The following is a 25,201-nucleotide window of genomic DNA, read 5'->3' as shown; positions in this document are numbered from 1 at the left end:
ATGATTCGGACATGAAAATGTTGTTAGGCAAAGCACGCTTATTATATCGTGTGGATAAATGGTGAACCGACAAACCCGGGGATTGATGGTGCCACGATATGATATACCGGGGGAATCTTTTATCATAATGCAGGAGCTTGCTCTTAGAGCAACTATAGGTCGTTAAAATGAATCACCATGCCCGTCTTTCATCGGATTTCTTGAATCTTGCATGGGTTAAACATTCCGGGTCAGCCTCTTCGATATACTGTAATTCATGCGTATACGGTTCAAGGCCGTTTAAGAGTATACGCTGCGCGATGTAGTCCCAATAGGATCGATCACTCGGCACGTCGTTCACAGGCCAGAATAAACCATCCGTTAATAGAATCAGATGTGCTAATCGGGATCTATTGATTTTTCCGTATTCGAGAAAATCAACGGCACGGGGATCCCCGTTCAAGACGCCGTAGCCTCCATTCACGTTGCTCTTAAAACGGTTCTCCCTTATGATATCGATTACCGTCCCGTGGAGTTCTTGTTGACGGGTCAATCCCTGATTCACGCCTTCCTCCCATTTCGCGATGGCTGGAGTTTCCAAATGAGCAACTTGTCTCCAGGTTAATGGCCGAACCTCCCCGTCCTGGTACACGGCAAGGATCATGCAGTCACCGGTCTGCAGGAATTCCACGCGTTCCTCCTGAATTCGTACTAGAGCAAGAGCCGTTCCCCAGAGCCCGTCTTTTTTCTCCATATCGACATGGGCTTGCTGCATGAGTTCTCTTAACTTATCGTTTGCTGCCGCAGTATGCTCCGCAAGATGCTCCACTTGATCCAGTGATTCAAAAAAGTTCTTTACCGCTTGAGCAGCAAGGTACCCTCCCGTTTCCTTCTTGTCGCTGAGGTAGGGAACTACGGAGGATACCCCGTCTAACACGCCGTACAATCCGGCCTGCTCATGAATCATAAGTGCATCTTCATTTAAGAAATGGATCCCCTTAAGGGTATACTGCTCAATGGTTACCATAATGACCCCTCCTACACAATGAATTCTGGTTTATTTGCTGGATTCGTTATTTTCGCCTGACCATATTCCAAAATAGAAGACAAGTTACAAGCAGTGCGACCAGAAAGCTGCTAATGGCCGGGACGACAAGCTGGAATACGTAGGACAGTCCCCGCCCTTCTACAACCGTCATCATGGCCGCGAACATGGCAAGGATATAGACCGTAACGAATACGCACCAAAAGGTTATAACCGGATGCGCATGCGCTCTTTTCGTGGGCGATACGTACAAATGACGGTGAATCCACCATGCGGTCAGGACCAAGCCAAATAGGGTGCTGCCGTGTTGGCCTAATTTGTACACCGGAATTTGTAAGGCGCCGATATGCAGCATTTCCGAAAGAAGCGGAATCTGATTGACGATCCATGCTCCCTTGTGGGTGAACTGATCCCAGAGCAAATGCGTGCCAACGCCTGCCAGTCCTAAGAGGATTACGGCCAGCCACCCTATGGGAGAGACTGGAAGTTTGCCATCCCGCTGCCAGCGGTACGGGAACCAAGAAGGTAAATAGACGTGCAGAACCGGGCGTATGACCTTCTCAAAAACAACGTACAGCAGCAATATCATCGGGAGATTGAATAAGAGAATACCCGGACCCTCATGCCCCCATACGCCAGCCGCCCGAAAACGGATGAAATATTCAAAATCCGGCGCCATGCACCCGATAATGAGCGCGGACACCGGTAATGACTTCTTCTTCCACCACGGCATTGTGATGACGGGATGCGCGAATGTAAAAGGCATAATCTCTCCTAACTGTTGATTTTATGTATAAACGATTTTTTACTATTCTAGCATCAACACGCTTCTAAGGGATACGATATTTTCATCAATCGAAAAAGGACAGGCTTCCGCCTGCCCTCTCAAAACCATGATTTACAGCAGTTCACGTGCGAGCAGGCGATACACCTCCAGCCGCTTTTCCTGCGAATGCGGAATGCTGCATATCATTGCTTCCTGGAATCCGTAGTGCGCTTGCTCTTCCTGTAAGCGGGCCGCGATGTCTTTTACAGCTCCCACCAGATGAATTTTGCGCCCTTCCTGGATAGCCATCCGGTCAATTTCCGTTAAAGATACATTCTGAGCCTCTTCGGGTGTCATCACCTGCGTAATTCGGCCCTTGCTCATCATCAGCCGGAAAATATCCTGCGGCAGCGCTTCATACTCCGCTTCTTCCATTGTTTCCGCTGTCGTTACCATATAGGATACGTTAATTTCAGGCTTCTCCATGAACGGGGATGGTTGGAAGTTATCACGGTAATGGTCCAATATGTCTATGCTCATCGCTCCGTTAAAGAACTGTGCGAAGGAGTAACCGACCCCCATCTGTGCCGCTTGCAGCGCACTGTTGCCGCTAGAGCCGAGCAGCCACACTTCAGGCAGGGCGACTCCCGTAGGCGCAGCGGCATTCGTGGCATACAGTTCATCTTCCGGCACCTGGTCGCGAAGAAGCTGCATGGTGACGGAGAGCTTGTCATACATGTTATGAAGCATCAGCTGCCGCCCTTCGGACAGAGCGTACATGGCACTCGTATCGCCGCCTGGCGCTCGCCCTACGCCGAAATCAATCCTTCCGGGCGTAAATGCGCTTAACGTCTTAAATACTTCCGCGAGCTTCAGTGGAGAGTAATGCATCATCATGACGCCGCCGGTGCCGATGCGTATCCGATCGGTTTTTGCCGCAAGCCGGGCGGCCGTCACTTCAGGTGCGGAGCTGGCAAACGTATGTCCTCCATGATGCTCGGCCATCCACATTCTGCTGTATCCCAATCCATCGGCCAGAACAGCCAGCTCTTCGGCTTTCATCAATGCGCTTTCCGCCGTGTTGCCGCTGGTGACGGGAGCTTGATCCAGTACGCTTAATCTCATATGATATCTTCCCTTCTTCGATTCGATTAGATGACCATTTTGCTGCTGATCCATTCCTCCAAGGCGCTAACCTTGTCCTTAAAGCGTTCTCCGCGCATTTCCTCCGACAACGAAGCGATGGTCTCTCGCTTTAATACAGCTTTCCAGGAAGACTCGGCTTCTTCCATCAAATCGGATAGCAGGCAGCAGCTCTCTTCTTTTTGCAGGTCGAGCATGTCTACGAGAATTCCGTGGGACGAGTATAGGGACTGCTGTCCTTCCACCGCGAGGTAAACGTCGTATACACGGATATCCTCAGGTTTCTTCCTTAATCTGAATCCGCCCTTGATGCCGGGGACGGACGTGATCAGATCAGCGGTTACCAGCTTTCTCAACAATTTCTGAAAATAGGTCACGGAAGTTCCCAGCTGCTGGCTAATCGCTTCCCCGGGCAGCACCGCCCTGTCCGGCAGCATGTTGAGCAGAACCAGGGCATATACGGACTGTTCCACGCCGGTTTTCATATGCATAAACAGCACCTCGTTTTACGGTATGGATTTGGTTTAAAATATTTAAAGCGGATAATGAATATCCACGTTATATCATATATCAGGCGGGTTGAAATGTAAAACCTAATGTTTGCGTTCATCTCATATAACATGCTGAACAGGATCGTGTTGCTGGCATGACCCAGTTCAGCAACGTTTGGATATGACCGAATCATGACTAATGCATGACAGGTGTATGGCTTTTATATGACAGAAGTAACTGTTTCGATAGACTGCCAAACCCTATACTCATGGAAACACATGACAAAAAAACACCGCTCTCATTGAAAGCGGTGTTCTTCCCTTAGTCAATCCGGATCCCTTAGTGCCTGCTTGAGCAGCGGAATCACCTTGGTCCGGTCATTCATGCCGATTTTCTCATAGATGACGCTGATGTAGTTGCGAACCGTACCTTCCGTGATATATAACATATCGGCGATCTCGCGGTTGTTCTTATATTCCGTCATCAGCTTTGCAATTTGCAATTCCCTGGGGGTCAGATTATAGTTCTGGACCGGAAACTGTGGAACTCCGGTCGTTCTTAATCGGGCCGCCAACTTTGCCGCCACCTTCGAAGGGAGCATCAGTTCGCCACGAATCGCCTCGCGGATCGAGGCGATGATTTTATGGGACGTAAAGTCTTTAAGCAAATATCCGGATGCTCCTTTGGCCAGTGCCTCTATAATGAAATCCTCTTCGGTGAACGTCGTGAGGATCAGCACGATCGTATCCGGATTAGACTGCTTAATCTGGTGCGTTGCCGCAATTCCGTTCATAACCGGCATTTCGATGTCCATTAACACAAGCTGAGGACGCAGCTGCTCCACCAGCTCGCAAGCGGTCTGCCCATTGTCCGTCGTAGCAACGACCTCCATTTCGGGCTCCATATTGATAATGGTCTCTAGGCCTTCACGGACAATGGTTTGATCCTCTGCAATGAGTATGCTTATGCTTGACATTTCTGATCACTCCTTAAGCGCGGAACGGGGCATGGTGAGTAATAACACACAGCCTGCTCCATCCTTCGTGCTGACCTGGAAGGTGCCGCCCCTTCGCCGGGTCGTTTGTCGCATCATGGTCAATCCGAATCCAAGCCGTTCGGACGTAAAGGGCAGTCCGTTATTTTCGAGCGTAAACTGGATAGCGTCTTCTGTCTCGATCAACTCAAACCGGAAGAACGTGCATTGGCCGTGACGAATACCGTTCGTGATTCCCTCCTGCAAGGCATGGCGGATCAACTTCTCGGCCTCCGGCTCAAGACTTCCGTCGGAGACTTCAATCTTATGCTCCACGCTGACTTCCGCATATTGCTGGGAGTCGTTAATGATTTGCAGCAAGGAGTCCCGGAACGTTGCTGAAGCAGCCGCTTCCTCGGCAAGCATATGCACGGATTTCCGCATTTCATGAAGCCCTTTGCGGAGCAGGTCGGACGCATGCTTCAATTTCTCCGTCGATTCCGGTGCGTTCTGCGAAGACATTTTCAGACCGAGCTCTAACTGAACGACGCTGGCTGTTAGAATATGTCCTACGTGATCGTGAATATCGCCGGCAATTCGGTTCCGCTCGGCGAGCACGGATATCTCCGACAATGCTCTGGCCCGTTCTTCCAAAGAATGCTCAAGCTCAATGGTCCTCGCCTCCACTTCGCGTTCCAGCGTTGCATTCCAGCGTGCCAGTTGGAGATGCAGTTCAAGGCGTGCCAACAGCTCCTGCTTGTCGACGGGTTTCGCAAGATAATCATTACCGCCGTGTTCAAAACCGGCAACCAAATCCGTCATTTGACTTTTTGCGCTGAGGAAGATGACAGGCAATTCGCCAGAATTGTAATGCCTGCGTATTTCTTCACCTAATTGGAGTCCGGATACGTACGGCATCATGACATCGAGAAGCGCAATGTCCGGTTTGTATCCATTCTGGATCCATTCCAGGGCCTCTTGTCCGCTGCATGTCGACCTGAGTGAATATTTTCCCGCCAGGAACTGCAAGAGTACCTGGACGTTAATCGGATCGTCATCCACGATGAGCACCGAAGGCAGTTGTTTATTGGAGTGGGCTGCCTCCCGCTCAGGATCAACGATCTCCCAATGTGGGAATGACTCTGCCGGAATGTAATCTGCGACGGGCAGAGGAGGGCTCTTCGGCTTTCCTTCGCCAACCATGGGGAGCGTAAAGCTGAACGTTGAGCCTTCTCCAACACCGGAGGTTACTCCAATCCTTCCGCCATGCAGTTCGACTAGTTTCTTAGTAATCGAGAGCCCGATCCCCGTACCGCCTTGTTGAGATCGATCCAGAGGATTAATTTGCTCGAATGATTCAAAAATACGGTCCAGATCAGCTTCTGCGATGCCGATTCCGCTATCGGTTATCTGAACCGAAACTTGTCCTTGCAGCCTCTTTGCCGTGACGGTAACCGTCCCGGTTTCCGTGTAAGCGATCGCATTTCCTATTAAATTATGCAATATTTGCTGCAACCGATTCTCGTCGGCCATCACGTACATATCGTCCGGCAATTGATGGGATAGTCGAAGCCCTTTCTTCTCGGCTAATGGGTTGAGCACTTGAAGGGTCAGCTCGACGGCCAGACGCAAGTTAACCGTCACGAGGACCAAACCGATTTCCTGGTGCTTGAGCTTTGAGAAATCCAATATATCGTTGACCAAATGGGCAAGCCGCTGGCCGCTGACCTTCATGAGCCGCAAAAGATCGATGACAGGCGATGGCAGTTTGCCGGAACTTCCGTCAATCAATGCATCGGCCAGACCGATAATGCCATGGAGCGGAGTACGCAGCTCATGCGAAGTTTTCGCCAAAAATTCATCCTTCAGTTTATCTAATGTCAACAAACGCTCCGACAAACGCTCCACTTGGGAAAATGCCCGTGAGAATTTCATGGACAGCAATAATGCCTGCAATAATACAAACCCCAGCACACCGTACTGCAGCAACGCTGGCGTTGTAAAGACTCCATTACGGTTTAAGGTATCATTGACCGCCGTCAGGAAAATCAGGGTAAATCCGAGTATGAGGAGGATAGCTCCTTCTTGTCGTTGCCTTGCTACCCGAATGGATGCATAAACGGCATAGAGAACAAGCCCTATGGAATAGACCTGAAATGGGATCAGGGAATAATCGTACACCCGGATATCTGTTGTAAGCACCAGTAAGGTCAAGAATATCGTGAAAAACTGCGTCAACCGACATACCTTGCGGGATAGAAATTGAGGAAACAAGTGATATATATATGAGATCAAAAATAATTCGCCGACGTAAATCGTTAAATACGATACTTTTGCAAACCAAACCCATGAGAACGCTGGGAATATTTCCAGTATAAATCTCGAACCCACCAGCATCGTTCGAACTGCCATGCACATACAGAATAATCCGAAATACAGCGGAGTAACGTCGTTGCGCCTGAGCACGTACAAGATGACATGATACACAGCGATCACCAGCAATGAACCGATGACGAGACTGTCTCTTACAAGCTCTACCGACTTCTCCTGCTGCAGCTGCTTGGCGTCTCCAAGCTCAAAGGCGTTATTAATCCCGCCCTTGGGATACGTAAAATTGGCGACCTGAACCAGAAGCATCAATCGTCCGTCCGAGTCCGGCTTAACGGGTACGACTACAGACGGACCGTACTTCGGAATGGATGCCTCGTGCGTAGATTCTGGTTTACCGGCCGATGCCGCCAGAGTATCGTTGACCCATAGGGCGTATGACGAATAGATGTTACGCAGCTTGAGTGCAATCGGCTCTTCAGAATCAAGCCCGCTAATCGTCAAACGATACGTTGCATATCCGTCGGCTGGAAGCTTCCTGCCGTTCAACGAATAATTCGTCCAATACTCGGGCATATCGACGTATGCACTTACGGCAGGAAAGCTCCCTTGTTTCAGATCGTCCGGATCCAGCAGTTGGTTCCAATAAAATGCCCACTTTCCGTTCAACGCAATGGAGCCGTCTGTGCCGAAATCCCATCCTTCCAGCTGAAGCTCACCGTTCTGCACGCTCACGGACGACTTCGCAGTTGCAATATCCGAATGGCCGGCTAAAGATAGGATCAGGTAAAAAAAAACAGGGCAGCCGCGTGTTTACGCCATCTCATGCGAGAATGGACGCAACATCGATATAAATTTCATCGCCTAACCGGGCATTCCCCAGCAGGCGAAGATGTCGCTTGGATGTAAAATCTTTGGGTTCGTAACTGTTGGGTGCTTTAGCGGGGGACAACAGCTTTAGTTGGATATAGGTTTCCGCTACAAGTTTGCTGCAGAAGAAGTCGCGGAACGAAGTAGTGATGCCGAACTTGCCCTCGATGATCTCCCAATACATCTGTTTTTTATCCGGAAACACGGCATCATGCACCTGCTCGATAAAATGATCCAGCAGCTCGTACATTTCCGGTGTTCGATCGGCATGCAAATGACGAATCGCAAACATCGTATCGTAATGGTTGCTGACATCGGTTGACAATCGATCGCGTAACTTCACGAGCTGAGGACCTGATTTCTTGATATGTAACCACGTATCCTCCAGATTATCGAGCGACGTGGATTCCCATAACAGCACTTCATCGTTCGGAGCGCGTACGACCATCGCAACATGTGACCACGGACAATGTTCCAGCGCTTCAATTCGAAGACTTCCCTTGGCTACCCCATGAGCGAGTAGAAGATCTCCGGTCTGCAGCTTAGGTTCAATCTCGTTATAAGGAACGGTGGTTTGGTTCATATTATCCCCCTTGGCTGGTGAAATTCACCATGAATTTTGGTCCTTCAGTTTAATACTAAACGCAACCCATAAATTGTCAATCACTGAAATTGGGCTTTGGCATCGTCTTTGTCCCTTCCCGAATCCATTTTTAGTAGATATAGGTGATTATCGGTTCGTACAGAGCTGTTTTCGGTTATCGATTTGCGCAAACAGGCCTGCCCGGATTTGCTCCAAGGCAGGCCTGTGTATTTTAATGGTTTTCGTTTACATATTCTGGCGCTTCTCCTGTCACGCTTCCTCCCATAACCGCTTCAGATTGTCCAAACCCAATCGGGTTCCTTCCCTGCACTCCTCCATGCCCTCGAATTCCAGCGTAATATCCCCGTCATAACCGGATTCTTTAATGAGTCGAAGGATTCGCCGCACATCCAGATCCCCCTGCCCGAAGATGGAGCCTCGTAGGTAATTGCCATGGGAGGTTCTGAACCACTTCCCCCCGCCCGGATCCTGATCAAACGGACGATAATAGAAGTCTTTCACGTGGACGAGCGAGGCCAGCGGCAAATTGCGTTTCACGCCGACCAGCGGCTGCTCATCAACGCATAGAAAGTTGCCGATATCCAAGGTCGTCTTGAAGTTCGGACGGTCGACTGCCTGCAGCACGCGCTGTACCCGGTCGCTTGCCTGCACGCTCACGCCATGGTTCTCGATTGTGGTCGTGATGCCGTAGCGGGCTGCGTAATCCGCGATTTGACGGCAGCCTTCCACGATCATGTCCAAATGGGTTTCCACGTAATCGATGCCCATCTTCTCCGGCGGCAGCGTGAACGCCGTTACGTCATGCCGCATATGCTTCATTCCCAGCCGGTTGACCGTATCCACGTGGCGCTTGATCCGTTCGACCTCCGCATCGAAGTCGTCCCTGCTCTCCTGGACGAAATTAGCGGGCATGGAATAATTGGATAATGCGATGCCGGCTTCGGCCGCCCGCTCACGCACCGCGTCGGCAAGTCCGGGATTGTCCTCCAGCGTAAATCCATAGGGCACGATCTCCATGTGCTGTCCGCCGTTCTCCGCGATCCAATCCACCACATCCAGCACCGTCATCTCGCCTGCACGGATAGCCGGCAGCAAGCTGTAGGTGCTCACACCAACCCTCATTGCATGATTCCTCCTTTATTTGCTTCTTCCATCGTAAGCTTCCTGATAGATTTCCAGGTAGCGGGCTACATTCATGGCCTCCAGCTGCTTCACGTAGCCGTCCCAGTCTTTATCCAGATCGGCATCGCCAATCACGAAGCGTGCCATCATTTCATCCACGTAATCGTTGATCGTTTTGGACAGATCCGCTACCTCGGACGCCTGCTCGTTTGTTAAAAACAGCGGCGGAACGGTGCTGACATCGGTTGGTTTGTAAGGTTCGTATTTATTTTTCGTCTCGTTGTACAATACGACTTCCAGATCGTCGTCTCCTTTGGCAACGGCGCTCAGGCGGAAATCATTTGTCCGCAAACTCGGGCCGGTTTGTATCCAGGCAATATTTTGCACCGTACCGTATGATTTTAGCTCAGACCAGACCGCAGGCTCCCCGTTGATACCGACCTCTCCGTCCTTCGCTTCCCTCCATTCCTGGTCCGGACGGCCATAGACGCTGCGCAGCGTATGCTCCCGTTCGTACAGGCCATCTGCCCAGCGCAGGGCAAGCTCAGGATGCTTGGCCTTTTTCGTGATGACGAATGCACCCGGGTTCAATCCGGTGGAATCGAGAGCCGCATAGCGAACGCCGTTCGGTCCTTTGAGCGGCGGCACCGTCTTATATTCCAACCATCTGCCGCTTTCGCCGAGGAGTTGGGTAAATATACCCTGGTGGCCGCCGGTTGAAGCACCCAGAATGACCGTATCGGGATTCTCCCCGATCTGGATCAGCTGATTGTCATCCTGCGTGAATGACTCCGGAGCGAGCAGTCCCTCGGCATACAGCTTGTTCATATACCGCAACCCTTCCCTCCACTCCGGTTTGTTGAAGGCGACGTCGAGCTTGTCGTCTTTTATGAATATATGCTTGTAACTTGAGCCGTAAACCGGATTATAAATGAAAGAATTCAACAGGAACGCATCGATGGAGGAGCTCCAGGATTTCGGTGAGATCGACAGCGGAATCTCATCCTGGATTCCGTTTCCGTTCGGGTCCTGTTCTTTGAAGGCCTTCAGCACCTCGTACAGCTCATCGGTGGTTTCCGGCATCTTCAGATTGAGTTTCTTCAGCCAAGGCTCATAAATCCACATTTTCTGGCTCATGGAGCAGTGATAGCATTCATTCACTTCCGGAAGCGCATAGATATTGCCGTCCAGCGCGGTAATCGTGGATTGGATTTCCGGATTATCCTGGAACAATTTCTTGGTGTTCGGCCCCTGCTTTTCGATCAAATCATTCAACGGGAGAAAGGCGCCCTGCGAGCCGTAAATCATCTGCTGCGCCGGCGATATGTTCAATCCCAGGATGACATCGGGATAGTCCTCGCTGGCAAGAACGAGATTCAGCTTCTCCTGCATGCTCTGCTCCGGAACGACCTCCCACTCGATGTGCACATTCGTTTTCTCTTCGTACCATTTGGTGAAATCGTTCGTTTCGAAATTCTCGACCAGCGGATTTCCCCGCACCATCACCTTCAAAGTGGTTTTCTCTTGAACCAGCGGATAGGTTCCCGGTTCGGATAATGCGATTGCCTCGGTACCCGTATTTTGTGCTTCATCCGCGCCTTTCGGGCCCTGTGACCCGGTACAGCCTGCAAGAAGGATACTGAATGCGGTGATAGCACCCATGATAACCCGCGTTCTTTTTCTCATAACGTCCCGCCCTCCTGAAATAATGGATGTATTATCCTTTTAACGAACCGATCATGACCCCTTTAACAAAAAACTTCTGCAGGAACGGATAAACGATCAGCAGTGGAACCGATGTCACCACGATCAGCGAATATTTCAGCAGCTCCCGCAGCCCTTGCCGGGCCGCCGCGGTTTTGGCGTCTCCGAGCATTTCGATATTGACCTCGTTCTGCACCAGAATATCGCGGAGCACCAGCTGCAGCGGGTACAAATCCGCGCTTTTTAAATAGATCATGGCGTTGAAATATTGGTTCCAGTGGCCGACGGCATAGAATAAAGCGATGACGGCCAAGATGGGACCCGAAAGCGGCAGCACGATGCGCCATAGGAACCGGAAATCCGTACATCCGTCCAGCTGTGATGCCTCCAGCAATTCTGTAGGGATCGTCGTCTGGAAGTAGGTCCGCATGATGATGACGTTCCACACCGACAGCGCGCCGGGAATGAGCATCGACCATACCGTGTCAATCATGCCGAGATCCTTCACCAGCAGATAGGTCGGTATCAGTCCCCCATTAAACAGCATCGTGAACACAAACAGCAGCATGAACAGGCCGCGCCCCCGAAAATCTTTGCGTGATAGCGGGTAAGCCGCCATAATGGACAGAATGAGATTAATCGAGGTGCCTGCCAGCGTATAGAACAGCGTGTTCATGAAGCCTTTGGCAACCATCGTGTTTTTGAACACCGCACGGTACCCCTCGAGCGTCGGTTCGACGGGCCACAGCCATACCTTTCCCGATAAAACCGCGCTGCTGGAACTGAACGAAGCACTGACTACATAAATCAACGGATATAACACAACGATTAAGAAAACGGATAAAATGACGTAGTTCACCACCGTAAAAACGCGGTCCGAGCCGGATTCCTTCATGGCAGGTGATTGCATTACATATCCTCCTTTCCTTACCAAAGACTTTCCTGCTTCAGCTTTTTGGCCGTCTGATTCACGATCAGCAGCAGCACGAAGCCGATGATCGCTTTAAACAAGCCAATCGCCGTGGCATAAGAGAAATTCATCGCTTGGGATACCAGTCCAACCTTGTACACATACGTGTCGATGACCTCGGAAGATCGCAAATTCAGCGCATTCTGCATTAACAGGATTTTCTCGAAGCCGGTCTCCAGCATTTGACCCGTATTCAGAATGAGCAGAATGATGGCGATGGGCATAATGCCCGGCAGGTCAATATGGCGCATCCGCTGCATCTTCGAAGCGCCGTCGATGACGGCTGCTTCATGGAGTGCCGGATCAATGCCTGAAAGCGTTGCCAAAAAGATGATGCAGGAAAACCCGACGTTCTGCCAAATATGGGACCACACGTAGATCGACTGAAACCAGGAGGCCTCGGCCATGAAATGATAGGGACCTGCGCCAAACCAGCCGAGCATCGTGTTGATGAGCCCCGTTCTCGGGTCCATAAACTGCAGCATCAAGCCCACCAATACGACCAGTGAGATGAAATAAGGCGCGTATGTAACCATCTGGACGGTGTTCTTGAAACGCCGGTTTCTTACATAATTCAAACCGAGCGCGAGCAGAATGGGAAACGGAAAACTGGCTATCAGCGTGTACAAGCTGATGGAGAACGTATTCTTAAGCAAACGCCAAAATTCATGCGATTGGAAGAAACGTTCGAACTGGGCAAATCCGACCCATGGACTGCCACTGATTCCTTTTGTGACGTTGAACTCTTTAAACGCAATCTGCGCGCCGTACATCGGCACATACTTGAATATGATGATGTACAATAACGGGAGCAAAAAAAGCGCGTACAATTGCCAGCTGCGGATGATACTCTTCCAGCCACTCAGCAGTTACCACTCCAATCTTCAATGGGATTCGTCCCGATCCGGTCCGTGATTGGAGTATATACAGCCGGCTTGTTCCGCGTAAATCTTCATGTTCCTGTCGACTATTCAGAATTTTAGAATGGGCTGTTATTCATCAATCCGGCAGTACGCATCTCTTTAGATTAAGCATAATCTCCGGCCCGGTGAAGGCGTCTGTACTCGGTGGCGCTTATCCCGTTTACGCGTTTAAACGCCCGGCTGAAGGTGTTGAGTGACAAATAGCCGCAAGCTGCAGCGATGTCGCTGACCGGCTTGTCGCTCGTCGCCAACTCCCGCTTTGCCTCATCCATGCGGAGCTTCTCAAGATACTCCGAGAAATTCAAGCCCGTCTGCTCCTTGAAGAAGTACGATACATAAGCTTCGGAAGTGTGGGTTTCCCGGGCGAGCGCGGATAAACTCAGTTCGCTTTCCCCATGGTGCTTCTCGATATAGCTCAGCAGCCGGTTCGTTAAATGAGCATTATGGCTCTTCTTCCTCTCCTCGTTCTTCTGACAGAGGCCAACGAAAGCGGCATAAAGAATATTCATGCCTTCAGCAGGGGATAACTCGGGATTTAACGCTCGGATGACGGCATCCGTTTCCTCCGTTCGGTGGCTTCCATCATTCCCTGTCTGTTCGTTGCACTTCATCAGGGTACCGCTAAGCTCCTGGACAAGGAGCTTCTCGACGGCCATCGGCATTTGCCGATCCGACCTGTTCTTCTCCTTGATCTGCCGAAGAAGCTGCCTAGTCTCATCCAGATTGCCGGCCTTCACGAGCTGGATTAACCGCATCTCTTCGTCTGCCGGGTAATAATAGGAAAAGGCCGGCATTTCCATCTCGGCATGAAAGAAGACAGGAGACTTCTCGCTCCATCCCGCATGATGCAGGACAAACTTGGCCTCCCCGTAGGAACGATACAGCTCGGCAATATTGGACCGGAACTCGCCTACAGCCATGTACAGGCCCGTGCCGGAAATTCCAATCAAATGCTCATGGATCGACTGTAGATGTGCACGCATTTGTTTCGTGAATTCCTCTTTGTCCGCTGCCGTTCCCGACAAGACCAGAACCAATTGATTTTCTCCAAAGTCATGCAGCAGCGCCCCTTCTCCGCATAATGATTGAATCCGGTCGCGGATGTTGATTTTGACTATATCGAGCTCCATCAGCATTTCTTCCATGAATGGCTCGTGGTATCCTCGAATATGAAGAAGCGCCACCGCATGGTGAGATCCCCGGAGCTGAACCTGCGCGTGTTCCATGGCAGCCTCCAGCTCCTGCATCGACGTGAAGCTCCCTTTCAGAAGACGGTCAACCAGAACGTTTCGCAGCATCGGAATCTGCTCTTCCAACCGCTCCTTCAGCGAATCATGGCTTTCAACCAGCTCGGAAACGGAATGGCCGATATAATCAACGGCGTTACGCGAAGCAGTATGAGCTGCTTCCGATCGGGTTGAAGGCAGCAGCTGAAGGATTTTGAGGAGCGGCCTGCTGCTTCGATATGCCAAATAACCGGCTACGCCTAACCCCAGCAGCAGAGCTGTAATGAAGATGGTTAACGTCAACTGCTTGATATAATATACCTTTTGGAGCACCACGGATTTAGGCTGGGCGGATACATAGCTCCAGCCGTTGTATTCGGATGTGGATTGAGTCACAAGCATCTCCTGTTCATCCCATCGGATATGGGTATCGCCACTTTTTATGGGAAGCGCTTTCATAAAATCCTGTTCTTTCAATCCTATGTAGCTGATCAAGTTTCCGTTAGCATCCGCTATATAGGCAAAGCCCTCTTGTTCCGGATCGACTTTGCGGAGCATGTCCTGGATCTGCCTATTGTTAATCAGGACCGTAACGACCCCGCTGCTGCTTTTGTTCCCGAAGGATTGCATATAACTCACGACGGAGTATGGTTTGCCTTCATAAACAACCGAATGTCCCGGCGTATACGTTTTATAATGATACTGCCCGAACAATGCTTGCCTCCATTCGCTTAACGATTGGCCTTCATAACGCAGCAGCAAACGATAATACTGGTCAGACGTATACACCTTGCGGGGAGAGATGACCATGCTGCTGTTCTTGTACGCAATGTAATAATCCACGATGAAATGATTAAACAGTTTGTAGTTAAACAAGCTCTTTTCCAAATCCCACAAACGGTATGGGCCTGTGCCGGCAAATGGTTCTTTCTCGAATTGAAAAGATTGGATCTTGGATTCGCTCGACATCTGCCGTGCGATATTCTCGATTTCGGCAAATCGCTGATCCAGCGCTTCCTGAATTTGCTGCAGTGCCGCAGAGGTGCTCTTTACCGTCTCGTTTTCAATCAGCTCCGAGGTTTTCCCATAAGCAAACCATCCAACCAATAGGGAGCCTACCAGAATGACGGCATACGGTATAAAAAATCGAAACAACAGCCCCGCCTTCTCTCCCGAAACGGATTTCACCGGCATTTCCCCCCTTTCTTCCCTTTAGATATGATCCAATATATCAAAGATTGATGCACGTAGTCAGTAGACCAAAAGGCACTGATTTCCCCCCCATTAAGCGTCCGTAAACGCAAAAAGACCCGCACGTTCAGATCCGATTCCACCATTCGGTTTTACCCCGTACTTCCTAGCTTCGTCATATCCTATACCCGGCATAACCACATGGAAAGAGCATCCCGCTGCCGCAGGTATACATGATCTGTTCATGGGCAGCATGCACTGCTCCAGCGGACCGATAAATGGATTGAAGGAACTGGGGACTGTCGTCAATTCCTCCGTAAATTGGTTATCCATATTGCTATCCCTTATACTGGATATGAAAACTATCATTTTCGAGAGGAGACCATACCAATGAATGTGAACGAATCTCTGAAAAATGCGTTGTTTACCAAGGAATTTACCCATAACCCTTATCCTGTGTACGAGAAATTGAGGCAAAGCGATCCCATTATGAAGCTGCAATTTCCGGATGGTCGTCATGGGTGGCTGATCAGCAGTTATGCTGAAGCCGTCGAAGCGCTCAAGGATGGCCGGTTCAGCAAGGACGTCGCGAAGGCAATGGGCGCGGAACAGACCAGCGTGTTCAGCACGAATATGCTGTTCTCCGATCCGCCGGATCACAAACGGCTCCGCGGATTGGTCCAGAAGGGTTTCACGCCGCAGAGAATCGCGGATATGCGCAGCCATATTCAAGAGATCGCGGATAACCTGTTGGATGCCGTCTCCTCCCAAGACACCATGAATCTTATTGACGAATATGCCTTTAAGCTTCCCATTATAGTAATCAGCGAGATTCTCGGCGTACCCGCCGAGGATCAGGACAAGTTCCGGGTATGGTCCAATTCCATCATCGGCGCTTCCAATCAGGAAATGAACGAGCAGGTCGTCCAGCATATGAACGAATTCATCGCTTATTTGAGGGACTGGTTCGCCAAGGTTCGCGAACAGCCCGGCGACGATATGATCAGTCAGCTGGTCATTGCCGAGAACCAAGGTGACCGCTTATCCGAACAGGAGTTATACGGCGTCGTTACCCTGATGATCATAGCCGGTCATGAAACGACGGTGAACCTGATCGGCAATGGCGTGCTTGCATTATTGGAGCATCCGGAGCAGCGGAAGCTTCTGCAGGAACAGCCGGAACGGATTCATGGCGCCATTGAGGAAATGCTTCGCTACAACGGTCCCGTTGAATTCAGCACTTCACGATGGGCCGCGGAGGACTTGGAATTTCACGGTGTCCATATGAAAAAAGGCGACTTGGTTGTCATCGCCCTAAATTCCGCTAATCGCGATTCCACCCAATTCGAGGATCCCGATCTGTTCGATATCACCCGTGAGAAGAGCCACCACTTAGCCTTCGGCAAGGGAATACACCTCTGCCTCGGAGCACCGCTCGCCAGGCTGGAAGGTGAAATCGCGATTAACACGCTCCTTCGCCGCTTTCCCGATTTCGAGCTTCAGGGCAATATCGACGAGCTGGAATGGAGGCCGGGTATGATCGTGCGCGGCGTGAAGGAGATCCCCATTTCACTTCGTTCTTAATATCCAGCAGAATAATATATTTACACCTAGTAAAAAGGCGAGCCCTAAAAGTGGTTCGCCTTTTGTTTGTGGATATGTTCAATTCAGTTAACATATATAACATTATGTAAACTATTAATCTAATGAACAACGAGCTTTAGTCCTTTACCGAAGCGAATAATATATATCACTCGTTTTATCCACCCGGTGTTTAAGTTATTGATATGGTAATAATGGGTAAACTTAGAAAGTATCACTTTGTAAAACGATGGACTTCAGAATTTTATAACGGAAGAGGATGAGACGAATGAAGTCTTCTAAAACCCATGAAAATCAAACACAGCGCTCAAACTACGCCGAACGCAACCTATGGGCCGGCATCTTGTTCGGGTTAGGGCTGGTCGGATTTATCGATGAGGTAGTATTTCACCAATTGCTGCATTGGCATCATTTCTACGATAAGTCTACAAGCGATATCGGCCTTGTCTCTGATGGTCTGTTTCATGCGTTCAGCTGGTTTGCTACCATCGGCTCCTCGTTTCTGATTGCCGATCTGCACCGAAGGAACGCGTTTTGGGCTAAACGATGGATTGGAGGCATTCTGTTAGGCGGTGGCTCTTTCCAGCTGTACGACGGCATCATCCAGCACAAGTGGATGCGACTGCATCAGATTCGTTATTACGTCGATATAAGACCCTACGACTGGGTCTGGAATCTGATTGCTGCCGGCATGATCATCGCTGGCATCATACTCATTGCACGAACTCGAAACCGCGTCCCTTCCCGGAAGGCCGCATCCTAAGATGAGTAGCCATTCGTTTCATCATCATGGTGCCGGAATGTTCGAAGGCGCTGCTGTATGGCACCCTTGGGAATGGATTTTGAGTTTCTTCCTCGCTGGCCTAATTCTGCTCTATTGGACAGCTGCTGCGGTTTCCAACCGACGCCACCGCATATGGCCTGCCCATCGCTATGTTTGCTGGATTGCGGGATTGACCTGCATAGGTTTATCGCTGGCTGGCCCGTTGGCCCGGCTTGCCCCTGCGAATTTCCCGGTGCATATGCTTGGGCATCTGCTGCTCGGCATGCTCGGGCCGCTGCTGATTGCGTTTTCAGCTCCAATGACGCTTCTGCTTCGGTCAATCAACGTGCTGTTCGCTAGAAAGATAAGCCGATTGCTTAAGAGCAAGCTCGTCCACTGTATCTCACATCCATTGGTGGCCGCTTTGTTGAATATCGGCGGCTTATGGATCCTCTACACCACCGGGTTGTTCACGGCCATGCATTCTAGCCTAATTCTTCATATAGCCGTTCATTTTCATGTGTTTGCAGCCGGATATCTATTTACGGTTTCTTTGATCTACGTGGATGTGGTTCCCTACCGCCGAAGCTTTCGGCTTCGTGCGTTCATCCTGATCATTGCCATGGCGGGACACGGGATACTCTCCAAATACTTATATGCCCATCCGCCCGACGGCGTTCCTTTCGAGCAGGCAAAGCTTGGTGGAATGCTGATGTATTACGGCGGCGATGCCGTGGATCTCGTTCTCGTGTTGTGGATGTGCATGCAATGGTATAGGTCGTCCCGTCCGCGACCGGCATCGTTTCATCCAATCCCGGATTAATCGCCGCTTACCGGATTATGCTTGGTGTCGCTGGTCTCCTCCGGCAGGCTGTTGGATATGCTCGGTACATTGCGCGGCTTATATTCAATGAGTTCCGAAGAGTATATAGCTACGGTCATTCTTCCCCCGTTCCCGAATGCCCGAATGAGGATGGGTTGATTATAGGCGTTCTCAAAGACAAAATCCGGGCCTCCCCAGCTAACCGTAGCGTCTCGACCAGGCAGCACGTAAGGGACGTTCCGGCTGTGGGAGTAGCGCTTCACAATCTGCAAACCTGCACGGTCAATCGCATTATACAGCGTCGAAGAAACCTGACAGATTCCGCCCCCCACTCCTTCGGACAATTCGCCTCTTACGATCACGCCGGCACGTTTGTACCCCCTGTCCACCGTTCTCATGCCGACGACCTCATTGAACGAGAACGTTTCCCCGGGGAATACGACTGCGCTGTCAATCGCTTGAGCAGCCAACGCGATGTTATGGGAACGATTTTTGTTATTGGAATTAAAATAGGTTACATAGTAGCCGATCGGCTTGACGCGAATGGAAGCCAGAAGCTCGGTGTCCACTTTCGGATATATCGGATACCTCGGCGCTTCGATGGAAGAAGCCCCGGTGCCGTACCAATATGAGTAGTATTGTTCCAATAGCTTGCGTCGGTCCAGACGATGGCCGTTCTGACCCGGAACGATCTGGCCGCTGCTGCCTATCTTGGCATTTCGGGCTTCCATATAGGTCTTGCGATCAAGTTTATCCACCCATTGATCGTATTTGTCCATATCCAGCAGCGGGAACACATCAAGCGCATGTTCGCTTCGATTCACGCTTTCCATGACTTTGCCTTCCTGGGTAATCGTTAAATTGTCGTTCTCCGGTTCAGTCCCTTGCAGGAGCATGAACAGTAGGCTAATGACCGACATCCATTTCAAGTGGGTTCACCTGCTTTATCTTTGTGTTTTCCTCGTCTTCGTGCGTTTTTCCTGCTATGCCCGTTTACACATCTCTTTGGTATTATGATTGCATTCTAGGTAATTCATTCAGAATTGTTTCCTTAACCACAATAAGAAACCCGCACATTCATCGTGCGGGCTTCTTTGCAAAAGTACGATTTTATAAAGAGACTTGTGTCTCTTTCCTGCGGCTAATAGGCATGACGAGAAACAGAAACGAACTGACGGCCAGTAATTCCGCGATCCCGATGACGGTGCCCATAGGAGCTGCCGTCGTTCCGTCTCCAAGCCCGACAAGAGGGCTTGCGGCGGCGCCTAAGAGCAAAGGCAGCAAGCCTAGCAATGCAGATGCACTGCCTGAAGTATGGGCTTCCTGCTTCTGCATCGCCAGGGATGTAGTCGTTGCGCTAACCATCCCTACGGCAGAGACGATCAGGAACAGCATCGGCGCAATGAGAAACAGTCCGCCGCCAAGCCATGTAATGGCAAGCAGCGATGTGCCGCCAAAGGCTGCAATAACAAGTCCCGTCGTCAGAAGTTTGGTTTCTCCTGTGCGGGAAGCCAACCTCCCGGTAATTTGGGGGAGAATAGTACGATACCAACCCCGTTAACGGCAAAGAATAGGCTGTACGTTTGAGGAGACACCCCGAAGATATCCTGCAGCACGAAGGGCGATCCCGAGATATACGCGAACATCGCGGCCGATACGAACGCTTGGGAGAGCGCATATCCGATAAACACGCGATCCCGAACCAGCGTACCGAAGGTTTGAAAGGTTTGCCTGATCCCGCCGCTGGCTCTATACTCCTTGTTCAACGTTTCCGGAAGACCAAACCATACGGCAAGCAGCATCAGCAATCCAATCAAAAACAGGACGACGAATACGCCACGCCAAGATACAAAATTCAGAATAAAGGCACCGAATACAGGAGCGATAATTGGAGCCAATCCGTTGATCAGCATCAGTAAAGTGAAAAATTTGGTCAGCTCCGAGCCGGTGTATAAATCCCGCACGACCGCCCTGGATATGACGATGCCGGCTGCTCCGCTGGCTCCCTGCACGAAGCGGAGCGCAACCAGAACCCAAATCGTCGGTGCAAATGCGCACAGTAAGGAGGTGACCGAATAAATAATCAGGGATATGATCAGCGGTGCTTTTCTCCCCCGTATATCGCTGAGCGGCCCGGCTACGAGCTGTCCAAGCGCCAGGCCCAGCAAAAATGCCGTCAAGCTTAATTGGGCTAACGATGCCGGTGACCCTAAACTTTCCGAAAGTTTAGGCAGTGCAGGCAAATACATGTCAACGGAGAGCGGTCCAAATGCCGATAGGGATCCGAGAATCAAGGCAAACTGCAGCCTCTTTCCGCGAGTCAGGACCATGGCTGAACCGGTTTCTTTGATGGAAATCGACATACTGACAGATACTTCCTTTCTCTTGCAACACATTGATGCATGGGTGATATGCTGCTGGCAATCCATCTTGATTTGCTAAGCAACTATCCTATCATAGGTTATTTTTTTGGATATTACCAACCATTTTTACTAGGACAGGGGCATGCGCAAAGTAAACGTTGTGCCAATGCCCAGTTCGCTATGTACCGTAATTCTCCCGCCATGATCTTCTACAATTTTCTGACAAAGGGACAACCCGAGCCCCGTCCCTTCTTCCTTGGTCGTATAGAACGGATCGAAAATTTTGGCAAGATTTTCATCAGCGATCCCTTTGCCGGTATCCTCGATCTGAACAACGGCCATCCCCTCTTCTGCTTTAAGCGAGATTCGAACGGAACCGGTGTTTTCCATCGCCTGGAAGGAATTACGAATCAGATTGATCAGTACCTGGATGATCTTGTCCCGGTCCATCACGATTTGGATCGGCTCATCGCTTAAGTCGAGCAGAAACACATGTCCGTGCGAGGCCGCTTCGGATTCACATAAGGAGTAAACGCGCGTCATGCAATCCGATAGGGACTCAACCCTCATATTGCTGGCATGCGGCTTTGAAAAATGTAAAAATTCAGCCGTCAGCTCCCCTACCCGCGTGATTTCCCCCATGATAACCTCATACCAGGGCTGTATATTATAACTTTGATTTTTGGAAAGCTGTATAAAGCCTTTAATCGAAGTCAGCGGATTGCGTATCTCGTGGGCCATTCCGGCAGCGAGCTCCCCCACCATCTTCATTTTTTCCGTACGGATCATCTCCTCCTGGCTTCTCATCCAGGAATTGCGGCGCATTTGAAAAATCCGGTCCTCCGCCGTGCTGATGATCTCCTGATACGTTAATGCTTCGTGCGGGTAGCAAGTAATGCTATACGTCACCTGTACGCCGATATGCTCAAAATTGAACATGGTGCTGTCGATGTTGACATGCTCCGGTAGCAGTACGGCAAAGCGGTCTCCCGCATAGCGCGAGGCGGCCAGCATGTCGTTCAGGAACAATCTCCGCAGAGCACGCGAGAATCTGATCAGTATCTCATTTGCGGTGGAAATGTCCTTTGCATTTAACGATTTAAAGTTGTTGATATCGAGCAGCACCAGTTGAAACGGCTTGTTCACCTCAATGAGCTGCTGGACTTTATGCAAATACCCGTCATAATTCAGAAGACCGGTTAATGCATCATGGTACGTTAAGTAATCGTTCTGCTTATATAATTTCTTTTTCTCCGATTCCAGAAAGTTAACAAAATGAAATGAAATCACAATCACAAAGGAAGCCAAACAATCAAACACGGAGACCAGAACATTGTATTTCGTTAACGGCACGTAAGTCAGACGGATTAAGGAATACTGAAGAATGATCAGGAAGCACAGCGGCATCGTTTCCTTAAATCGTTCTTTGTTATGAATGGTATTAATGATCAGTATGTAATACAGGAGGATACACCAGTTTAATTGACTTACATAGTGAAACGCCCCAAGAAACAGAAAATGAACATAACGAAGCCATTCGTACTTTCGATCAAAAACAACGGATACGTACAACAAAGTTGCCGTGAGCAGCATCAAAGGAATGGACGTGTGATAACCGAGATAGACCGACGATACCATGATAAAAATCGATATCAAGGGAACAAATAGGAGCTTAAGGACTAAAAACGACAAAGCGAATCACTCCTAAATCGCTATTACTGGCGCATATTGTAGAAATCAACGAGGCAAGTTCCACCAAATATGGTACACCATATACATGCGTCTGAACAGCAGGAAAACACCACTTTCAACAAAGCCGCCCTTTATTTTTTCCTGAAAATGGCGTGATTCCTGCCGTCAATTGCTATTTTCAGCTAAATTTCCTCATAACGTATCGATAGAATCTGATCGGTTACCGGATGATACGAAACCGTGACATACACGCCGAATTCAACGTTCCCTTTCTTAAGCCACAGTTTGAACTTCTCCTCCGCCAAAACACTGGATATCTTGGTTCTGCCCATATACAAATAATCCACGACGTCCATATTATATTTCCGCTTGGTTTCGGTGACGGCTAAGGTTCCCCACTTGGCATAAGCAGGCTCTCTTCTGTTCACGGCATGAATCAAAGACTGCGCAATTTCGGTCAGTTCACGCTGTCCGATCTCTGTGGAAGCTCGATTTGCTGTAGTTATGAGATATTGCCAATCCGCCTTTTCAAATACCAACAGCTGCAGCGTATTGAGCGGACCCTTGTAGAATTTAGCGGTTGTCTGCTCCGTCAATTCTAATGCTTGAAACGATAGGTGTTCCAGCTGCTGTCTATTCTCAACGGGATATAACTCGATCCTGTAGTCGTTCTCGGGTTTAAATTCGTTTCGATAATGGATCTCCAAATGCTCGTCAAGTCCGGCATGCGTGCCATAACAACGGCCATATTGATGCGTAAAAGCTACGGCAGGCACTTGCGGCGGGAGCTGGATTTCTCTGCCGAAACGCTTCTCGCAAGCCCTTATCGCCTCCTCTGCCAGCCCGGCACCGCTTTCAAAAATAGCCTGCTGAAACGAAAACTCCGAAGATTCCATAGTCGCCTGATCATTAACGGGTGTGACCCCGAGCGACAAAATGCTAGCGAATAAAAGGGTCCCCAGCATGTTATTCCTCCTCCTAGAGATTGGCAGACTTTGCCTGATCCTAAGATTCCCGCGGACGCTCTTCTTATTCCTGACTTGGGATTCGTTGGATAATTCTTTTGAAAAATACACACACTGTGACGGACTATGTTTGAATCCGAGGTGAGTACGCGTGGGGATGAAACAGAGATTAAAATCTATTTTTTTGGTCACTCATGAGCATTCTGAATCCAGCACATCTCTATATAATCAACAGGATCCCAACCCCCAGGAAGAGGTTTCGCTGACGCTGAAGCATGTCGCGGATCAGTTTGACGATTCGGCCGACTTTGTCCATAAGATCTATCTTCACGGGCGCCTTCATGTTATGTATTTCAGCCATTTGGTCAATGAGGATCGGCTGGAGCGGGATCTGCTTCCTCCCATTTTGAATTCCGAAAACCCGCTCGATTTGTTGACGGAGCAATCACAATATGAGCATATAACGGATTCGAAAACCTATGTGGAAGGTATTCTAAGCGGTATGGCCGCGTTTTATTATGAAGATCAAGCTTTCATGATCGATGTTATTTTCCCGACATCCCGGACGGTGGCTGAATCCGAAACGGAATCCATCATTATCGGACCGCATGAAGCGTTTACCGAACAAGCCTATACGAATCTGTCTTTGATCCGCAAGAGAGTGCAAAGTTCTCATCTCAAGGTCATCAAACTTTCCGTCGGCGAAGTTACGAAATCGGATATCTATGTTCTGTATATCCAGGACATCGCGAATGAGAAATACGTCAAAGAAGTAATAAAGCGGGTCGAAGCTATAGAGATTGATGCCATTCACGATACAAACATGCTGATCCAGTGCATTGACGATGATCCGTACTCGATTTTTGCGCAATTTTTGACCTCAGAGCGGCCGGATACCATTGCCTCCAAGCTGGTTTCGGGACGAGTCGTTGGAATTATGGACGGAAGTCCCACTGCTTTTACCGCGCCCGCCAACTTTTTTGAATTTTTCTCGTCTTCCGACGATTATTACCATAGGTGGAGCATTGGTACGGCGACCTTGTTCCTAAGGTTTGCAGCCCTTTTGATAACGGTGACGTTGACGGCCCTATATGTCTCGGTTACCTCGTTTCACTATGAAATGATTCCCGAGAATCTGATCCTTACGCTGACGGAGTCCAGAAGCAAAGTGCCGTTTCCTCCCATTTTCGAAGCGCTGCTCATGGAAACGACGATCGAGCTGCTGCGGGAGGCCGGGGCCAGGCTGCCTACCAAGATTGGACAGACGATCGGTATCGTAGGCGGTATCGTCATCGGCCAGGCGGCAGTGCAAGCCGGATTAACCAGTAATATTCTGATCATCTCCGTCGCCTCTTCGGCCATCGCTTCCTTTGTCATCCCGAACTATGTGATGAGCGCATCTTTTCGCTTGTTCCGTTTCGGGCTTATCGTATTGGCCGGTTTGTGGGGGAATATGGGACTAGCGCTTGGCTTGGCCTATATGGTCATTCACTTAAGCGGCTTGACGAGTGTCGGCTCCTCCTATCTAACACCCATCGCACCATTCGAGCCGTATGACTGGAAAGACGTATTTCTAAGACTTCCCTTTTCCACATTGGCCAAGCGGCCTACCCAAGTCAAAGCCAAAAACAAGGTCAAATTAAAAATGAAAAGGTGA

At 49.9% G+C, this 25,201-nt stretch carries 19 protein-coding genes and 1 pseudogene; 4 read left to right on the top strand and 16 right to left on the bottom strand.

Annotated elements, in window-relative coordinates:
• Positions 1–172 precede the first annotated feature (172 nt).
• The 12 genes from AC3RCL_RS14665 to AC3RCL_RS14610 form a co-directional block, all read right to left on the bottom strand.
• Positions 173–1,006 carry a protein phosphatase 2C domain-containing protein gene (locus tag AC3RCL_RS14665; protein WP_492536012.1) on the bottom strand — a complete coding sequence of 278 codons (834 nt, stop codon included), beginning with the start codon at positions 1,004–1,006 and terminating at the stop codon, positions 173–175.
• Between the two features lie 46 nt (positions 1,007–1,052).
• Positions 1,053–1,790 carry a DUF4184 family protein gene (locus AC3RCL_RS14660; protein ID WP_492536010.1) on the bottom strand — a complete coding sequence of 246 codons (738 nt, stop codon included), beginning with the start codon at positions 1,788–1,790 and terminating at the stop codon, positions 1,053–1,055.
• Between the two features lie 132 nt (positions 1,791–1,922).
• Positions 1,923–2,915, bottom strand: a complete 993-nt coding sequence (locus AC3RCL_RS14655; protein ID WP_192571946.1) for an MsnO8 family LLM class oxidoreductase — start codon at positions 2,913–2,915, stop codon at positions 1,923–1,925.
• A gap of 26 nt (positions 2,916–2,941) precedes the next feature.
• Positions 2,942–3,424, bottom strand: coding sequence for an RrF2 family transcriptional regulator (locus tag AC3RCL_RS14650; protein WP_192571947.1), 483 nt, complete (start codon positions 3,422–3,424; stop codon positions 2,942–2,944).
• A gap of 326 nt (positions 3,425–3,750) precedes the next feature.
• Complete coding sequence (locus AC3RCL_RS14645; RefSeq protein ID WP_192571948.1) at positions 3,751–4,401, bottom strand: response regulator transcription factor; 651 nt, start codon at positions 4,399–4,401, stop codon at positions 3,751–3,753.
• Between the two features lie 6 nt (positions 4,402–4,407).
• The gene (locus AC3RCL_RS14640) at positions 4,408–7,461 is read right to left on the bottom strand and encodes an ATP-binding protein (protein WP_492536007.1); all 3,054 of its coding nucleotides are present in this window, start codon (positions 7,459–7,461) and stop codon (positions 4,408–4,410) included.
• 88 nt (positions 7,462–7,549) lie between these two features.
• Entirely contained in the window at positions 7,550–8,179 is a 630-nt protein-coding gene (locus tag AC3RCL_RS14635; protein ID WP_192571950.1) for a hypothetical protein, read from the bottom strand.
• A 270-nt stretch (positions 8,180–8,449) separates the two neighbouring features.
• Positions 8,450–9,322: a sugar phosphate isomerase/epimerase family protein gene (locus tag AC3RCL_RS14630; protein ID WP_192571951.1), complete on the bottom strand. Its 873-nt coding sequence runs from the start codon at positions 9,320–9,322 to the stop codon at positions 8,450–8,452.
• 15 nt (positions 9,323–9,337) lie between these two features.
• Entirely contained in the window at positions 9,338–11,008 is a 1,671-nt protein-coding gene (locus AC3RCL_RS14625; RefSeq protein ID WP_452520669.1) for an ABC transporter substrate-binding protein, read from the bottom strand.
• A 31-nt stretch (positions 11,009–11,039) separates the two neighbouring features.
• Positions 11,040–11,936: a carbohydrate ABC transporter permease gene (locus tag AC3RCL_RS14620; RefSeq protein ID WP_492536004.1), complete on the bottom strand. Its 897-nt coding sequence runs from the start codon at positions 11,934–11,936 to the stop codon at positions 11,040–11,042.
• A 17-nt stretch (positions 11,937–11,953) separates the two neighbouring features.
• Complete coding sequence (locus AC3RCL_RS14615; protein WP_192571953.1) at positions 11,954–12,826, bottom strand: ABC transporter permease; 873 nt, start codon at positions 12,824–12,826, stop codon at positions 11,954–11,956.
• A gap of 197 nt (positions 12,827–13,023) precedes the next feature.
• The gene (locus AC3RCL_RS14610; RefSeq protein ID WP_492536001.1) at positions 13,024–15,339 is read right to left on the bottom strand and encodes a helix-turn-helix domain-containing protein; all 2,316 of its coding nucleotides are present in this window, start codon (positions 15,337–15,339) and stop codon (positions 13,024–13,026) included.
• Positions 15,340–15,726: 387 nt separating this feature from the next.
• Here AC3RCL_RS14610 and AC3RCL_RS14605 point away from each other — a divergent pair, with 387 nt between their 5' ends.
• The 3 genes from AC3RCL_RS14605 (at position 15,727) to AC3RCL_RS14595 (ending at position 18,524) form a co-directional block, all read left to right on the top strand.
• On the top strand, positions 15,727–16,920 hold the full coding sequence (locus AC3RCL_RS14605; protein WP_492535999.1) for a cytochrome P450 family protein: 1,194 nt from the start codon (positions 15,727–15,729) through the stop codon (positions 16,918–16,920).
• 286 nt (positions 16,921–17,206) lie between these two features.
• Positions 17,207–17,701 carry a DUF2243 domain-containing protein gene (locus AC3RCL_RS14600; protein ID WP_492535997.1) on the top strand — a complete coding sequence of 165 codons (495 nt, stop codon included), beginning with the start codon at positions 17,207–17,209 and terminating at the stop codon, positions 17,699–17,701.
• 1 nt (position 17,702) lies between these two features.
• Entirely contained in the window at positions 17,703–18,524 is an 822-nt protein-coding gene (locus tag AC3RCL_RS14595) for a cytochrome c oxidase assembly protein (protein WP_492535995.1), read from the top strand.
• Here AC3RCL_RS14595 and AC3RCL_RS14590 read toward each other — a convergent pair.
• The 4 genes and pseudogenes from AC3RCL_RS14590 to AC3RCL_RS14575 form a co-directional block, all read right to left on the bottom strand.
• Positions 18,521–19,444: a VanW family protein gene (locus AC3RCL_RS14590; RefSeq protein ID WP_228468992.1), complete on the bottom strand. Its 924-nt coding sequence runs from the start codon at positions 19,442–19,444 to the stop codon at positions 18,521–18,523. The two genes, AC3RCL_RS14595 and AC3RCL_RS14590, sit on opposite strands and share 4 nt — an antisense overlap.
• 190 nt (positions 19,445–19,634) lie before the next feature.
• Positions 19,635–20,887, bottom strand: a pseudogene (locus AC3RCL_RS14585) (multidrug effflux MFS transporter).
• Positions 20,888–21,016: 129 nt separating this feature from the next.
• Entirely contained in the window at positions 21,017–22,579 is a 1,563-nt protein-coding gene (locus AC3RCL_RS14580; RefSeq protein ID WP_145036283.1) for an ATP-binding protein, read from the bottom strand.
• A 182-nt stretch (positions 22,580–22,761) separates the two neighbouring features.
• Entirely contained in the window at positions 22,762–23,544 is a 783-nt protein-coding gene (locus AC3RCL_RS14575; RefSeq protein ID WP_192571962.1) for a YqzG/YhdC family protein, read from the bottom strand.
• Between the two features lie 157 nt (positions 23,545–23,701).
• Between AC3RCL_RS14575 and AC3RCL_RS14570 the strand changes: the two genes are divergently transcribed.
• Positions 23,702–25,201 carry a spore germination protein gene (locus AC3RCL_RS14570; protein ID WP_492535993.1) on the top strand — a complete coding sequence of 500 codons (1,500 nt, stop codon included), beginning with the start codon at positions 23,702–23,704 and terminating at the stop codon, positions 25,199–25,201.

Source organism: Paenibacillus sp. MT86, from assembly GCF_058792535.1.
This window is presented reverse-complemented; position numbering and strand designations above follow the sequence as displayed.

What these genes read in the sequence shown, in the direction of transcription:
- AC3RCL_RS14645 (WP_192571948.1), bottom strand. Translation starts at nt 4,401, where the DNA reads ATGTCAAGCATAAGCATACTCATTGCAGAGGATCAAACCATTGTCCGT.
- AC3RCL_RS14595 (WP_492535995.1), top strand. Translation starts at nt 17,703, where the DNA reads ATGAGTAGCCATTCGTTTCATCATCATGGTGCCGGAATGTTCGAAGGC.
- AC3RCL_RS14600 (WP_492535997.1), top strand. Translation starts at nt 17,207, where the DNA reads ATGAAGTCTTCTAAAACCCATGAAAATCAAACACAGCGCTCAAACTAC.
- AC3RCL_RS14625 (WP_452520669.1), bottom strand. Translation starts at nt 11,008, where the DNA reads ATGAGAAAAAGAACGCGGGTTATCATGGGTGCTATCACCGCATTCAGT.
- AC3RCL_RS14650 (WP_192571947.1), bottom strand. Translation starts at nt 3,424, where the DNA reads ATGCATATGAAAACCGGCGTGGAACAGTCCGTATATGCCCTGGTTCTG.
- AC3RCL_RS14655 (WP_192571946.1), bottom strand. Translation starts at nt 2,915, where the DNA reads ATGAGATTAAGCGTACTGGATCAAGCTCCCGTCACCAGCGGCAACACG.
- AC3RCL_RS14665 (WP_492536012.1), bottom strand. Translation starts at nt 1,006, where the DNA reads ATGGTAACCATTGAGCAGTATACCCTTAAGGGGATCCATTTCTTAAAT.
- AC3RCL_RS14605 (WP_492535999.1), top strand. Translation starts at nt 15,727, where the DNA reads ATGAATGTGAACGAATCTCTGAAAAATGCGTTGTTTACCAAGGAATTT.
- AC3RCL_RS14635 (WP_192571950.1), bottom strand. Translation starts at nt 8,179, where the DNA reads ATGAACCAAACCACCGTTCCTTATAACGAGATTGAACCTAAGCTGCAG.
- AC3RCL_RS14610 (WP_492536001.1), bottom strand. Translation starts at nt 15,339, where the DNA reads ATGCCGGTGAAATCCGTTTCGGGAGAGAAGGCGGGGCTGTTGTTTCGA.
- AC3RCL_RS14575 (WP_192571962.1), bottom strand. Translation starts at nt 23,544, where the DNA reads ATGCTGGGGACCCTTTTATTCGCTAGCATTTTGTCGCTCGGGGTCACA.
- AC3RCL_RS14620 (WP_492536004.1), bottom strand. Translation starts at nt 11,936, where the DNA reads ATGCAATCACCTGCCATGAAGGAATCCGGCTCGGACCGCGTTTTTACG.
- AC3RCL_RS14660 (WP_492536010.1), bottom strand. Translation starts at nt 1,790, where the DNA reads ATGCCTTTTACATTCGCGCATCCCGTCATCACAATGCCGTGGTGGAAG.
- AC3RCL_RS14570 (WP_492535993.1), top strand. Translation starts at nt 23,702, where the DNA reads ATGAAACAGAGATTAAAATCTATTTTTTTGGTCACTCATGAGCATTCT.
- AC3RCL_RS14590 (WP_228468992.1), bottom strand. Translation starts at nt 19,444, where the DNA reads ATGTCGGTCATTAGCCTACTGTTCATGCTCCTGCAAGGGACTGAACCG.
- AC3RCL_RS14630 (WP_192571951.1), bottom strand. Translation starts at nt 9,322, where the DNA reads ATGAGGGTTGGTGTGAGCACCTACAGCTTGCTGCCGGCTATCCGTGCA.